This window comes from Microlunatus soli (genome assembly GCF_900105385.1).
GTDB classification, from domain to species: Bacteria; Actinomycetota; Actinomycetes; order Propionibacteriales; family Propionibacteriaceae; genus Microlunatus; species Microlunatus soli.
This window is the reverse complement of the sequence record NZ_LT629772.1, coordinates 2,678,976-2,693,141: the sequence shown is the minus strand read 5'-3', so window position 1 is coordinate 2,693,141 and position 14,166 is coordinate 2,678,976. Positions and strand designations below refer to the sequence as shown.

At 66.3% G+C, this 14,166-nt stretch carries 14 protein-coding genes; 5 read left to right on the top strand and 9 right to left on the bottom strand.

Annotated features, from left to right (window positions below; genetic code table 11):
* Positions 1–78 precede the first annotated feature (78 nt).
* Entirely contained in the window at positions 79–999 is a 921-nt protein-coding gene (locus tag BLU38_RS12445) for an alpha/beta fold hydrolase (RefSeq protein WP_157683420.1), read from the top strand.
* A gap of 19 nt (positions 1,000–1,018) precedes the next feature.
* Here BLU38_RS12445 and BLU38_RS12440 read toward each other — a convergent pair whose 3' ends face one another.
* The 3 genes from BLU38_RS12440 to BLU38_RS12430 form a co-directional block, all read right to left on the bottom strand.
* Positions 1,019–1,666: a class I SAM-dependent methyltransferase gene (locus tag BLU38_RS12440; protein ID WP_091525186.1), complete on the bottom strand. Its 648-nt coding sequence runs from the start codon at positions 1,664–1,666 to the stop codon at positions 1,019–1,021.
* Positions 1,667–1,708: 42 nt separating this feature from the next.
* On the bottom strand, positions 1,709–2,230 hold the full coding sequence (locus tag BLU38_RS12435) for a hypothetical protein (protein ID WP_091525182.1): 522 nt from the start codon (positions 2,228–2,230) through the stop codon (positions 1,709–1,711).
* Positions 2,231–2,314: 84 nt separating this feature from the next.
* A complete protein-coding gene (locus BLU38_RS12430; protein ID WP_091525179.1) occupies positions 2,315–2,590 on the bottom strand; it encodes an excalibur calcium-binding domain-containing protein in 276 nt (91 codons plus the stop codon).
* Between the two features lie 236 nt (positions 2,591–2,826).
* Between BLU38_RS12430 and BLU38_RS12425 the strand changes: the two genes are divergently transcribed.
* Positions 2,827–4,509, top strand: coding sequence for a hypothetical protein (locus tag BLU38_RS12425; RefSeq protein WP_091525175.1), 1,683 nt, complete (start codon positions 2,827–2,829; stop codon positions 4,507–4,509).
* Between the two features lie 13 nt (positions 4,510–4,522).
* On the opposite strand, the gene BLU38_RS12420 is transcribed toward BLU38_RS12425, so the two are convergent.
* The 6 genes from BLU38_RS12420 to BLU38_RS12400 all read right to left on the bottom strand — a co-directional run bounded on the left by BLU38_RS12420 (position 4,523) and on the right by BLU38_RS12400 (position 9,905).
* Positions 4,523–5,125 (bottom strand): hypothetical protein, encoded by a 603-nt coding sequence (locus tag BLU38_RS12420; protein ID WP_091525171.1) that lies wholly within the window; start codon positions 5,123–5,125, stop codon positions 4,523–4,525.
* Positions 5,125–5,847 carry a hypothetical protein gene (locus BLU38_RS12415; protein WP_157683418.1) on the bottom strand — a complete coding sequence of 241 codons (723 nt, stop codon included), beginning with the start codon at positions 5,845–5,847 and terminating at the stop codon, positions 5,125–5,127. Before BLU38_RS12415 ends, BLU38_RS12420 begins: the two co-directional genes overlap by 1 nt.
* Positions 5,848–5,983: 136 nt before the next feature.
* Positions 5,984–7,474 (bottom strand): HNH endonuclease signature motif containing protein, encoded by a 1,491-nt coding sequence (locus tag BLU38_RS12410; RefSeq protein ID WP_091525164.1) that lies wholly within the window; start codon positions 7,472–7,474, stop codon positions 5,984–5,986.
* A 145-nt stretch (positions 7,475–7,619) separates the two neighbouring features.
* Entirely contained in the window at positions 7,620–7,796 is a 177-nt protein-coding gene (locus tag BLU38_RS30885; RefSeq protein WP_157683417.1) for a hypothetical protein, read from the bottom strand.
* Between the two features lie 119 nt (positions 7,797–7,915).
* Positions 7,916–8,863, bottom strand: a complete 948-nt coding sequence (locus BLU38_RS12405) for a hypothetical protein (RefSeq protein WP_091525160.1) — start codon at positions 8,861–8,863, stop codon at positions 7,916–7,918.
* A gap of 64 nt (positions 8,864–8,927) precedes the next feature.
* Positions 8,928–9,905, bottom strand: coding sequence for a sugar-binding transcriptional regulator (locus BLU38_RS12400; RefSeq protein ID WP_157683416.1), 978 nt, complete (start codon positions 9,903–9,905; stop codon positions 8,928–8,930).
* Positions 9,906–10,111: 206 nt separating this feature from the next.
* Here BLU38_RS12400 and BLU38_RS12395 point away from each other — a divergent pair, with 206 nt between their 5' ends.
* From BLU38_RS12395 to BLU38_RS12385, 3 genes are all read left to right on the top strand, one after another.
* On the top strand, positions 10,112–11,422 hold the full coding sequence (locus BLU38_RS12395; RefSeq protein WP_157683415.1) for an MFS transporter: 1,311 nt from the start codon (positions 10,112–10,114) through the stop codon (positions 11,420–11,422).
* Between the two features lie 40 nt (positions 11,423–11,462).
* Positions 11,463–12,929, top strand: coding sequence for a sulfatase family protein (locus BLU38_RS12390; RefSeq protein ID WP_091525152.1), 1,467 nt, complete (start codon positions 11,463–11,465; stop codon positions 12,927–12,929).
* A 150-nt stretch (positions 12,930–13,079) separates the two neighbouring features.
* Complete coding sequence (locus BLU38_RS12385; protein WP_091525146.1) at positions 13,080–14,114, top strand: zinc-dependent alcohol dehydrogenase family protein; 1,035 nt, start codon at positions 13,080–13,082, stop codon at positions 14,112–14,114.
* Positions 14,115–14,166 lie beyond the last annotated feature (52 nt).

Below are 14,166 nucleotides of genomic sequence, written 5' to 3'. Positions count from 1 at the left end.
CGAGGCCGAGGATCGCGCCCGAACGGAGCTGACCGAATCGCGATGCACCCAAGCCGCTCATCCGGTAGAACCACATACATGGCCCTACCCGTCGAAGTCGTCCCGACCACGAAGGTCGAAGTCAGTCCGGGACATCAGCTGGCCGTGCGACGCCGTGGCGTCGGCGGGGTCCCGTTGATCCTCATCCACGGCTTCCCCTGTACCAGCCGGATCTGGTCCCACAATCTCGTCCCGCTGGCCGACGCGGGATTCGATGTCGTCGCACCCGACCTCCGCGGCTACGGCGAATCGGACTTCGCCCCGGACGACTTCTACGATCTGAACGCCTTCAACACCGACCTGATCGGGCTGCTCGAGCAGCTCGGCTGGGACCGTGCCGTCGTAGCCGGCCACGACCTGGGAGCGATGATCGCGATCGACCTGGCCAATCGGCATCCCGATCGGGTGGATCGATTGGTGATCTTGGACGACTCGATGCCCGACCTGCCGGACGTGTTCGCTGCCGCGGGTATCCCGCCGAGCCGGCCGAAGCCTGCCGTCTACGACTACCAACGCCGGCAGGGACGTCACGCGGACTCCTTGATCGCGGAGTTGGCTACGCCGGAGCAGCGACGGCGCTACGTCGCGGAGTTCTACGGGCACCGGCTCTGGTGCCCGCCGGACGCGTTCGACGAAGATGATCTTGCCTTCCTGACCGAACCGTACGGCGACGCCGACCGACTTCGTACGTCCTTTGCCGACTACGAGATCGTGATGGGGACCAGGCCGCGATCGGCTCCGGAGATGCTGGACCGGCCGGTCGCACAGCGAGCGCTCGTGCTGATCGGTGCCGACCAGGTGACGATCGGTGATCATGTCGAAGAACGGTGCGCAATCGCCCTGCCGCAGGCGGTGGGTCCCTTCTGGATGAAGGGTGCCGGACACTTCCTGCCGTGGGAACGATCGGACGTGGTCAACCGTGCGATCAGCTCGTTCTGTGGTGATCTGCTGCAGCACTGACGCCCGGCGGCGTTGCCTGTTACCCGGTCGATCTGGTGAGCTCGGCAACCCACCGCTCACCGCCGCGCATCGGCAGGCGGGCGAGATTGATCAGATCGACGCCGTCGGTGGCGACATCGCGTACCTCGTCCTCGGTGAGCAACCACGGCGGCCCCGGCGGGTCGTCGGGTGTCGGAACCCGGGCAACCACCAAGATCATCCCGCCAGGAGCGCACAAGGACGCAATGCCGCCGGCAGCCTCACGGTGCAGCTGTGGCGGCAGACACTGCAGGGTCGTGCACTCGATCACAAGATCGAAATGCCGGTCCCAATCGGCCGGGAGATCCAGTAGGTCAGCGCGACAGTAGTGCACCGGAGAGTCGGGATGTCGACGCTGTGCAGCGCGAATGGCTGAAGAGGAGATGTCGAACGCCGTCGTCGTGAAGCCGTGCCGTGCAACGAGCTCGGCGTCATCGCCGAAGGCACACCCGACGACGACCGCTCGGCCACGTGGCGGATCCCCCGGGAAGCGCTCGGCCAGCCATTCGACCAGATACGGTGTCGGCTCGCGGTGGTCCCAGGGGACCTCACCCGCCTCGGCGTACAACTGGTCATACCAAGCCAACGGCCGTCCGTCCGCGATCGCCGACGTCGCCAGCTGCTGCATCCGTTGCTGCCCGTGATCCACACGCCCTCCAGGAGTCAGGCTCAACCATAGGAGGTCATCTTGTCAGCAGAACGGAGTCCAGTCACCGGCGACGTCCACAGCGACGTAGGCCCGCGGACGAGAGTCCGTCAACGCGCCGAGAGCGCAGGAGGTGTCGACCCCGCGAAGCGCATGGAGGACGGTTCCCTTGGGCAGGCCGGTGGCGGTCCCGTCCGGCCATGGTCCCGGCGCGATCATCTGGCCGTCGGTCGAGGATCGGTCGGCAAGGCTGCAGTTGACGGTCGCCACCCGATCATCAAGAACGACATCCTTGACGATCTGCCGAACGGACTCCGGGTAGCCCGCTGCCCACTCGGTCCGAACGTAGAATCGACCCTGCCAGGTGACCATGTCCGCGAAATCCTCTGCGGCGTTGTTGGATCCGACCAGGACGGCCGGGCAGCCGGGCGCAATCACGGCTCGCTCGGTGAACTCTCGCAGCCGACTGAACGTCAACCACGCAAAGAACGCGGCCGGCCCGGCCACAACCAGCGCGCCGACCATGATCAACACAATCGCACGTCGAGGCAGACTCCGCAGTCCCATCCCTGCATTGTCGCCCTGATCAAGCCCGGCGTCAGCCCTTCGACAAGATCAGGGTCCCTTCGGCAGGTTCAGGGGCGGCGAAGTTCAGAGCTTTTCGCAGGCGATGCCGTCGTGGTCGCGGTCGGAGCCGCGGTTGGCCTTGTAGAGGGCCGTGTCGACCTTGAAGGTGCGAACCTTCCGCGCGCCCGAACGTGTGTGGTCCTTCGCACCCTTCTTGCCCACGCCGTGCTTGTAGACCTTGTTCATGGCAGTGCAATTCTTGAAGTGACGCGGTTTGGTGGTCGCGTCGGCCTGCGGTGCGGCGACGAGCAGCGGGGTGCTGGCCAAAACGGCAGCAGCGACCAAGGTGCGGATCTTCATCAGGGCTCCAGGGCTTGGGAGAAGGCCGAAAGAGAAGGTGCCAGAGCTGGCAGGAAAATGATGAGGCTGTCGCGGTCATTCGCCAAATCGGAGGTCGTCGCCGATCGCGTCCGCCGGCCGGGCTGGCACCGGGATGAGGATGGGCGGTGCGACACGGCGGTCGCCGTACGGCACGCGAGTGCAGCGTCGGTCGGCTAGCGTCAGGAGTGCAACGCAGTCGGGTTGGGAGGAAGGCGATGTCGGACTACTTCGACCTCGGTGACTACGGACGCCGGGTCTCCACCAGGTCGGACGAGGCACAGACCTGGTTCGATCGTGGCTTGATGTGGACCTTCGCCTTCAACCACGAGGAGGCGGTGACCTGCTTTCGGGCGGCATTGAAGGCTGACCCTCGCCTGGCGATCGCCTGGTGGGGAATCGCGTACGCGATGGGGCCCAACTACAACAAGCCGTGGGAGGCCTTCGACGACGCCGAGCTGGGCAGCACCGTGACGCAGGTGTTCGCCGCGGTTGCCTCGGCGACCGAACTGTCCGACGGTGCGTCACCGGTCGAAGCGGCGTTGATCACGGCGCTCCGGGCACGTTATCCGGCGCCGGAAGCGGCGGATGATCTTGGCGTCTGGAATGTCGGCTACGCCGAGGCGATGGGCGAGGTCTACCGACGGTTCGCCGATGATCTTGATGTCGCCGTGCTGTACGCCGACGCCTTGATGAATCTGACGCCCTGGCAGTTGTGGGATGTATTCACCGGCAAGCCGGCGCCGGGCAGTCGGGCAGTGGAGATCAAGGAGGTCCTGGACAGGGCCCTGGCGCAACCCGGCGGTCACGATCATCCGGGAATCCTGCACCTCTACATCCATCTGATGGAGATGTCGGGGACTCCGGAGAGTGCGCTACCGGCGGCCAACCGGCTGCGAGGACTGGTGCCCGACGGCGGACATCTGGAACACATGCCGACCCACATCGACGTCCTGGTCGGCGACTACCAGCGGGTGATCAGCTCCAATACCGACGCCATCATGGCCGATCACCGCTATGTCGATCATGCCGGGCCGATGAACTTCTACACGCTGTATCGCTGTCACGACCTGCATTTCCGGTTGTACGGCGCGCTGTTCGCCGGGCAGCGCGCGGTCGCCCTGGAGACGGTCGACCTGATCGAGGCAGCGGTCCCGGAGAAGCTGCTCCGAGTGACCTCACCGCCGATGGCCGACTGGGCCGAGGGCTTCATCGCGATGCGGGTGCACGTGCTGGTCCGGTTCGGTCGGTGGGAGGACATCCTGGCGTTGCCGCTGCCCGATGATCAAGATCTCTACTGCACCACAACGGCGATGCTGCATTACGCCCGTGGAATCTCTTTCGCCGTCACCGGTGATCATGACAGCGCGGCTGCCGAACGTGAACTCTTCAGCGCGGCGGTCGATCGGGTGAAGGACACCCGGATGCTGTTCAACAACACCTGCCTGGACATCCTCGGCATCGCCGGCGCGATGCTGGACGGCGAGCTGGCCTACCGCTCCGGTGATGTCGAAGGCGGCTTCACCGCACTGCGTCGGGCGATCGAACTCGACGACACCCTTCCGTACGACGAACCGTGGGGTTGGATGCAGCCGACCCGGCATGCCTACGGTGCGCTGTTATTGGAGCAGGGGAGGGTCGAGGAAGCGGAGGCGGTCTACCGTGCTGATCTTGGTCTGGATCCGACCGTGCCACGCTCACAACATCATCCGAACAACGTCTGGGCGCTGCACGGCTATCACGAATGCCTGACCCGGTTGGGAAAGGATGACGCCGCCGCGATCATCGGACAGCAGCTCAAGCTGGCCGTCGCCCAGGCCGATGTGCCGATCGTCTCGTCCTGCTTCTGCCGGCTCGACCTGGGCTGCCTACCCGGCTGCGACTGCGACCATTGCCGCTGACCGCTGCGAGCCCTCAGCGTGACCGGCTCGGTGTTGGTCTCGCGGAACGCGTCGGACCGGCGCGCGCGGGACCGATGACACGGGCGAGTAGTTCGGCGGACAGCGGACGAGAGGTCGGCAGCGGCCGCTGCCCCTTGTAGGCCATGGCGACGGCGCGTTTGGCGTCCAGTTCGGCCTTGCGCTGGGCTTGGTTGCCTCCGGAGCCAGCCGGTCGGTCGCCGAACACGTTCAGTCCCGGCTGGAGATCGTTGCGATGCCGGTGCAGTCGCGCACACAGGTGCGCATAGACGCCGTTGTGGCCGTGCCGAGGTTTGATCGCCAGGAGCTCGCGGCGTGGCAGCCCGCCGGGTTGTTCCGGCGGCATCTCTCTGAAGACCAGTCGATAGTCAGCCCGCTTGTTCGGGTCGGACTGCACCTTCGAGGCGACGCAGTCCCGCAGGTCACCCTTGCCCTTGCTGTAGCCGAGCGGGTGGTGACCATCGGAGGTGCCGTGACGCAGCGCCTCGATCTCGGTCAACATCTGGTCGCGCAACTGGCTCCGGTTCGGGTCCGTGATGATCCGCCTGAAATCGGTGAGGAACCGTTCCCCGTACAGAACCTCGTAGGTCTCCGGCATCAGTGACCTTCATCGGCCCGCCGCTGGAGCTCCTCTTCGACCTGCTTCTTGGCCCGCTCATGAGACGCTACGGCTTCGGGGCCGAATGAAGCCACGAGCTCGTCGAAGTCGATGGCCTTGCTTGTTGGCAGGGGTTCGGTGTTGTAGACGCGTTTTGTGGGGTCGTCATCGACGCCTTCCGGTGGGTGATCATCGCCGCGCAGATCGCGGTACTGCGAGGTCGACATCACCATGGCTTCGGGCTTGCCGTCTTCGCCGAAGGTGACGGGTGCGAATGTGCCGGCGCGGATCCGTTCGACCAGGTCCGGCAGCTGGGTGGCGAGTTCGTCCGGGGTGAGGACATCGCCCGGCGGGAACATCTCGGAGCCGTCGAGGTCGTCGAACTGATCAACGGTCAGCAGCACGCCCTCGGGGCGCTCGTCGCCGAAGCTGAACGGCATCGGCTTGCGCCGGAACCGTTGCAGCACCGCGCGGGGATCGGCGGCGATGTGTGCGACGGACGGGATGTTCCACTCGGCCATGGCCCTACGGTACGAGACCTGGCCGCGGTTGTGGTGGTGGTCATCCACAGGCGGTTCGGGTACGCAGTCGACGCCGTCAGGACCCGAACAGGATCGGGGACGTCTGCGACCAAGAACATCGCCGGTCGTCGTTCTGGGCATGAGCACGATGCCGTCTGTGGTCCCACCAATTGCCGTGCCTTCGATCTCGGCACGACGCAACAGCGCGAGCCCGGGCGTGCAGGAGGCTGCGGTTGGAGACTCGGCGTGGCGGCATGCCGGGTCGGTCGAACGTCGGCGCGCAGATGAACAAGGCCGCTGCGGTCGGTCTGGGCGAGGTGACGAGCGCGACCGTGGATCAGCGTCGTTGACGCATGGATCGTTCGGTGAAGCGGGCGTGTTGTCGGGGTCGTTGCCGGGGATCTATCCGGGTTGGTGGGATCACTTCGGGCAGTCCGTGTCGGTCCAGTCGGATGGTCCAGCGGCTGCCCGGTGGCGCGGTCGGATCCGGTTCGACCAGATGGTGATGATGGGGGCACAACAAGACGCCATTGGACAGGCAGGTCTCACCGTCGGCCCACCACGGCCGGATGTGATGGCCTTCGCAGCGGATCGGCGGCACATCACAGCCGGGGAAGGCGCAGCCGCCGTCGCGCAGACTCAACGCCTGCCGCAGGGCTCCGGTGAACAGCCGCACATTGCGACCAAGATCAAGAACGGTGGACGGGCCACCGAACACCGCCGGTAGCAGATCCGCACCACAAGCCAGCCGGCGCGCCTCACCCGGCGACACCGTCTCCTCTGAACCGAGGATCACTCCTCCGGTGCGTAGCCCGGCGATCAGGTGGTTGTAGTCGATCATGATCACCACCCGGGGCCGGTCACCATGCACCGATGGGGCAAGTTGTCGTTGGGCGAGGTCGTCGATCATCGCGGCCAGGCTGTCGGCCCGCCGTTGCGCCACCGTCGGCACTTCTGCCTGCGGATCGATCCTATGATCAAGCCCCTTCGCGCGGGCCTGTTTCTGATAGGCGTCGAGCTGCCCGATGAACGCCTCACCGGCAACCGCGGGCAACCGGCCATGGAAATCCACTGCGCCGTTCTCGCCGTGACGCCAGGACAGATAGCGATCGCGCCGGGCCCGGCGTTCTTCGGCGTCGAGCTGTCCGCGGAGTCGCTCGTCGACCGTGTCGGGCTCCAACTCCTCGACAAGACGATTACCCAGCCTACGCAGCGCGTCGGCAGAGAACTCACCGGCGCGGATGACCAACTCACACTGCAGCCCCTCCACCTCGACAGGGTCAGCGGTGGCTGGCAACTCCTTCAGGCTCGTACAGATCGCGGTCGCCTGCTCCACCGTCACATCCCCCGAACCTACGGCCGCGGCGATCATCGGGAAACGGTCCAGGCGTTCGGCCAACCGAACTGTTGCCCGGGCCTGTCTGGGCACGATCCGGTCGGCGGCGGCGATCCGATCGGCCGCCGTCCAGCCCTGCTGCTGTTGACAGATCTTGCGGTCTTCGGTCTCGGCGATCAGCCCGAGCCGTGCACCCCGCAACTGATCCGCCAGCACACCGAGCTCGTCCATCCTGTCGAGGAGTTGATCATCGGGCAACTGCCACGGCTCGACGGCAACCAACCGCCGAACAGCCTGTCGTAGTCCTTCCAACGGAGGCGGCGTCGTGTGCAGATCATCACCGGGATCGTCGGGCAACTCATCGTCCCAACGCGACGGCGGCTCCCAACAGGAATGATCATCCGACGGCTCGCAACACAACCAATCCGGGACCGCCGACAACTCCGACGCAGCGGCAGCCGCCACGACGGCTGTGCGCGTCCGGTTCGTCATGATCAAAACCCTATGGTGACCCACTGACAGTTTGTCCGAACTCCAGACCCGCGGCCCGGACAGTGTGCCCGTCGACAAGCTCAGCGACCTTCGAACACGTCTAATCGGTCGACGCCATGCCGCGGACCGGCCCTGGACCCGTGGGTCAGCCGATGCGGAGAAGAGTGGCGCCGCCGGGCGGTAGTCGGTAGCGGGTGTCCCGGGAACCGCGGCGGTAGCGTTCGGTGTCGGACTCGAACTCCTCGACGGTCTCGACCGTCGGTTGCCAGCGAAGCTGCACCTGGGCCGTCGTCGTCGCCGAATAGCGCAGGGTGCTTATCAATTACTTTCGCTCCTGCATTCACCTGGGAAAGTGCCCTGAGCCTGTCGAAGGGGCCGCGACGATCCTTCGACAGGCTCAGGATGCTGTCCTTGGACAGGCTTAGGCCCCGATCGGGTGGGTCAGCCGAGGCCCGCTGCGGAGCGGTGCCAGAGCTCGTGCGTTCGGCACGTCGCACTGCCGCCGTCGTCGTCCGGCCCGTACGTTGCGGAGCCGGATTCGAAGAGGACGTACAGATCACGACCGGTGTGCAGGCGGTTCGGCGCCCAACTGATGCCCTCGAGCATGTTGGGCATCACCCGATCCGTCATCGCACCTGTGGCGCGGTCGACGGTGGTCAGATAACTCAGTCTGGTCCGGCCGTAGGACCGGCTGAAGAGGAACTGATCATCGTTGACGGCGACGCCCTGGACGAGGGTCGGTGTGGAGTAGATCGTCGGCTCGCTGATCACGTCACCGGCCGCGTCGGTCTGATAGCGGTACATCCGATCGTTCTCGAAGTCTCCGACGTACAGGTCGCCGTCCTGGACCGTCGCGTAGGAGGCTGCTGCAACGTCCATGCTGGTCGAGTCCGGCAGCGTGGAGCCGTCTGCCGCCTTGGCCAGGATCGACAGCGGGATCCTGGTCACGCGCGGACCGTGCTCGGTGCTGGAGATGTAGAGACTTCCCTTGCCGACACCGAGACCGCCGGCGTGACCGCCGCGGTCGACGTCCGCGGTGTTGATCATCAGTCGTTTCAGGTAGCGCCCGGTCAACGTGCTCAGCACCAGCATCGACGGCCACTTGTCCGCCGCGGCCACACCGTCCCGGCCGTCGTAGTAGGACGTGATCAACCAGTCGTGTCGCGCATCGTAGGCCAGGCCCTGGGGGACCCAGCGGGTGCCGTCGGCGTACAGCTTGTGCGGTAGCCGATCCCAGGTGCGGTAGAAGTCGCCGAACGGCGAGCAGTCCGACACCACCGGGAAGGTGGCCTCGGCCGCTGTCGCTGATGGAGCGGCGACTGCCGGGACCATGATCATCGTCAACAGTCCGGCCAGCACGACACGGGCGCCGCGCAGCAGTCCGCGCATGATTTCTCCTCATCGTCGAGAGAGTGTGGGAATTCCCGCCAGATCCTAGCCCCCGCCCGAGGGGTCAGGCGAGGAGCGCTTCTGCGAGCTCGGTGTCGATGATCAACGTATGTGCCAGGCCGGCACGGGTGACGGCGATGGTGGCGTCGCGGCGCTGGGCGCCACTGGCAGTGGTGATGATCAGGCGGGCGGCACCGAGTTGATCAAGGGTCGCCCCGACGACTCGTTCGTCGAGCGGATTGGGTACTGGTCGCCCCTCGGCGTCCAGCAGGCGTCCGGACACTTCACCGTGGATCGCGGTGTTGGTCAGCTCTTCGCGTTCGTGCTCGTTCAGCAGTTCGTAGACCGCCGACGATCCCGGCAGCCAGGCGCCGACCGAAAGCACCGCGACATCAAGATCATCGGCGCGGGCCAGGGTCTCGGCGATCTCCGGCTGCCGGCGCAGTCCGGCGGCAGTCTCGACGTCCGGCACGACCAGCGGTGCGTAGAGGATGTGGGCGGTGCCGGCCGCTGCCGCGGCGACGTCCCGGGTGACCTCGACCGAGCCGGGCATGCCGGCGGGCGGGTAGACCGCGCCCGACAGCTGGACGACCTCGCAACGGGCGAGCCGGCGCAGTTTCCGAGCCATCGCCGGTGCCGCGCGGCTCCACGCGATGCCGATCGTGGCTCCCTCGACGACCGTGTCCTCAACCTCCGAGGCCAGTGTCGCGCCGACAAGATCAAAGGTGGCCTGTGCCGACGTGGGGTGCGCCTCGACCACAATCACCCGCGGGATGCCGAGCTGGTCGGTGAGTTTGGCCGACAGCTCCTGATCGACGTGGCCGGGGGAGCCGATCTCGATCCGGACCAACCCGCTCCGTCGGGCGTCCTGCAGCAGTCGGGCGACCTGGAAGCGGCTGATGCCCAACTCCTGGCCGATGCTGACCTTGGACTGGTCGTCCCAGTAATAGCGGCGGGCCGCGGACAGCATCAGCGCGGTCTCGTCGCCATCGCCGCGGGTCGATTCGGTGGCGTCGGCAGACGGACGCTTCGCCTTGGCCATCGGCCACCTCCTTGACTGCGATTGCCCGACAGTAATGCCCGAGGCGAGCCGCACGGAACTCGGCCCTTCGACAGGCTCAGGGCCCTTCTTCGACAGGTTCAGGGCCCATCGGTCGGCTTCCAGGGCTTGACCTTGTCGTCGGAAGAGTCTAGCGTCGCGCTCATCTGAGTTGCAATGGCTCTCAAATGAGCATCGAGGAGACGACGATGTCCGACGCGACAAACACCACGGGGAGAGTGGCGACACCTCGGCAGGCACTGACCGCCGCGGTCTCCGGATCATTCCTGGAGTGGTACGACTTCTTCCTGTTCGGCACCGCCGCCGGGCTGATCTTCCCGACCCTGTTCTTCCCCAATTCCTCGCCGACCGCAGGCGTCATCGAGTCGTTCGGCACCTTTGCCGCCGGTTTCTTGATGCGGCCGGTCGGAGCCGTGCTGTTCGGCCACTTCGGTGACCGGATCGGTCGCCGCAGGATGTTGTTGATCACCGTCACGTTGATGGGTGGCTGCACGTTCCTGATCGGTCTGCTGCCGACCTACAACACGATCGGTGCGTTGGCGCCGGCGTTGCTGGTGCTGCTCCGGCTGATCCAGGGTGTCGGGATCGGCGGCGAGTTCGGCGGCGGCGCGCTCGTCGCGCTGGAGAATGCGCCGACCGGGCGGCGCGGCATCATGGGCAGCATCCATCAGCTCGGCACCCCGGTCGGCCTGCTGGTGTCGACCGGAGCCTTCGCCCTGGTCCAGCTGTTGCCCGAGCCGTCCCTCAATTCCTGGGGTTGGCGAATCCCGTTCCTGATCAGCGGACTGTTCCTGTTCGTCGCGCTCTACATCCGGCGCGCGTTGCCGGAGACCGAGACCTTCCAGTCCGACCAGACCCGGCAGAATCGCGTCCCGCTGCTGGCGTTGATCAAGAACCACCCCAAGAACGTGCTGATCGCCATCGGCGCCCGGATGGCCGACGCCGTTACCTTCAACGTGATCAACGTCTTCGGCATCGCCTTCGCCAGCACCCATCTCGGGATGAGCAAACAAGCGATGCTGAACGGTTTCGTGCTCGCCTCGGCGGTGGAGATCGCCGTCGTCCCGATCGTCGGCCTGCTGTCGGACCGGATCGGCCGGCGACCGATCTACATGTTCGGCATCGTGGTCTGCGGCGTCCTCGGCTTCGCCTACTTCCCGGCCCTGGCCAGCGGCAGCGTTGCCCTGGCCTGGTTGATGATCGTGCTGATGCTGGCGATCGGCACCGGGTGCATGTTCGCCCTGCAGGGGACACTGTTCGCCGAGATGTTCAGCACCCACACCCGCTACACCGGCATCGGTGTCGCCTATCAGACCTCGGCGCTGATCGGCGGAGCGCCGACGCCGGCGATCGCCACCGCCCTGGCGGCTGCGTTCAGCCAGTCCTACTGGCCGGTCGCGATCTACCTCGGCGTGATCTGTGCGATCAGCCTGGTCTGCCTGATCCTGGCCAAGGAGACCTTCCGTGACTCGCTGACCTCCGACCGCGCCACCGCTTGACCTCTCCCGTATTGCCTGCTCAGAAAGGAAAACTCACACCGTGAGCCCCGAAGCCCAGTCCGCCGCGACGGCCGATCAACGCCCCAACATCGTCTTCGTGATCACCGACCAGCAGCGCTTCGACACCATCGCCGCGCTCGGAGCCGATCACGTCGACACGCCCAACCTCGATCGGCTCGTCGCGGAAGGTACGGCCTTCACCCGCGCCTACGTCAGTGCTCCGTCCTGTTCACCGTCCCGGTCCAGTCTGTTCACCGGTCTCTACCCGCACTCGCTCGGCGTGCTGCGCAACGAGGACCTGTGGCGGCACTCCTGGGTGGAGCGGCTGTCGGACAGCGGCTACCACTGTGTCAACGTCGGCAAGATGCACACCCACCCGTGGGAGACGCCGCTCGGCTTCCATGAACGCACCGTGGTGGAGAACAAGGACCGCTTCCACCCCAACGTGCCCTTCTACCATGATCAATGGGACAAGGCGTTGTGGAGCCACGGGCTGACCAAGCCGACCCGGCAGGTGCATCGGGAGAAGGCGGACTACCGCGAGCGGCTCGGGGCCTTCGAGTGGGAGCTTCCCGAAGACCTGCACTCCAACAACTTCGTCGCCGGCCACGCCCGATGGTGGCTGGACAGCTACACCGGCGACGAACCGTTCTTCCTGCAGGTCGGCTTTCCCGGGCCGCATCCGCCGTACGATCCGCCGAGCCGGCATCTGGATGCCTACCGCGATCGCGACGTCCCACTGCCGCATCGGACCGACGATGATCTTGCCGGCCAGCCGACCGCGCTGAAGGAGCTGCGTCAGCACCACCAGGAAAATGATCATGACTCGATCTATCACCTGGCGAACCCGACCGAGGAGCAGTCGCGCCGACAGCGTCGGCACTACCTGGCCGAGGTGACCCAGATCGACGAGCAGCTCGGACTGATCATCGACAGTCTCGAGCAGCGCGGCGTGCTGGACAACACGGTGATCATCTTCACCTCCGATCACGGCGACTGTCTCGGTGATCATGGCCACAGCCAGAAGTGGACGATGTACGACCCGAGCGTTCGGGTGCCGGCCATCGTCTGGGGACCGGGTCGGGTGGTCGCCGGACAACGGATCGACGCGCTGACCGCGATGATGGACCTCGGCCCGACCGTGCTGGAGCTGGCCGGTCTCGACGTCCCGGACTGGATGGAGGCCCAGTCGCTGCTCCCGGCGCTGCGGGGTGAGGAGTGGCAGGGACGGGAGTACGCCTTCTCCGAGCACGCCCGGGACATGATCCTGACCGGCACCGAGCTGATGACGATGGTCCGCGACGACCGCTGGAAGTACGTCGAGTTCGTCGACTCCGACGAGGGACAGCTGTTCGACCTGGACAACGACGAGTTCGAGGAGCGTAACCTCTGGGACAGCGACGATCCCGAGGTGGTCGCGGTCAAGGACCGGCTGCGTACGGTGATCTCCCGGTGGCGGGCCCGCAGCGCCCTGCACACCGCCGACTTCGGCCGCGAACACCGCTGACCCCACAGCCGCACCGGCCGCGTACCTTCGCACCACGTACACCTGGTGCGAAGGTACGCAACCGGTGCGAAGGTATGGGGAGCCCGGTGCCGGTGCCGGGCCGGGTGAGAGAGTCGAGCAGTTCAGGTCGGACGTGTGAGGAGAGCGACGATGCAGGCAGCGTTCCTGCCCGGTGGTAGCCGGGTGGAGCTGAAGGAGATCGAGGACCCGAAGCCGGGCTACGGGCAGGTGGTGGTGGCGATGCGTGCCTCGACCATCTGCGGCAGCGACCTGCGGGCGATCTACCGGGAGCACCTGGGTGAGGGGCCGGAGGCCTACCAGGACGTGGCCGGTGGTCACGAGCCGGCCGGCCGGGTGCTGGAGGTCGGCGAGGGTGTGCACCGGATCAAGCCCGGGGACCGGGTGGTCGTTTATCACATCAGCGGATGCGGCCAGTGCGACGAATGTCGCAAGGGCTACCAGATCAGCTGCACCTCGCCGCGCCGCGCGGCCTACGGCTGGCAGCGCAACGGCGGACACGCCGATCGGCTGCTGGCCGAGGAACGCGACCTGTTGGTGCTGCCCGACGAACTGACCTTCGTCGACGGTGCCTGCGTCGCCTGCGGCTTCGGTACTGCGTACGAGGCGCTGTGTCGGGTCGATGTCTCCGGACGGGACCGGGTGCTGATCGTCGGACTCGGACCGGTCGGCAATGCTGCAGGCCTGATGGCCAAAGCGATGGGCGCCTCGACGGTGGTCGGTGTCGACGTGTCTGCCGAGCGGCGTGACCTCGCCGTCGAACTCGGTGCGGTCGACATCGCGGTGCCGGCCGGCGACGACGATCAACTCGTCGCCCTGCTCGGTGACGGCGCCGAGGTCGGAATCGACTGCTCGGGCAACGGCAAGGCCCAGCTCTCGACCCTCGAGCACACCCGTCGTTGGGGCCGGGCAGCGCTGGTCGGCGAGGGCGGACAGCTGACTGTCGACGTCAGCGAGGTGCTGATCCACCGGCAGCTGACCGTCCACGGATCCTGGGTCACCTCGACGGTCCGGATGCAGGAGTTGCTGGACAACCTGGTCCGCTGGGACCTGCACCCCGAAACGGTGGTCTCCGACACCTTCCCGCTGGCCGAGGCTGCCCGTGCCTACGAGGTCGCCGATGCCGGGGCGAGCGGCAAGATCGGCATCGTCTGGGCCGACGACTGAGCGACCGACATCGTACGAGAAGAGGGCCGACAGTGACCGAGGTCCGGGACCT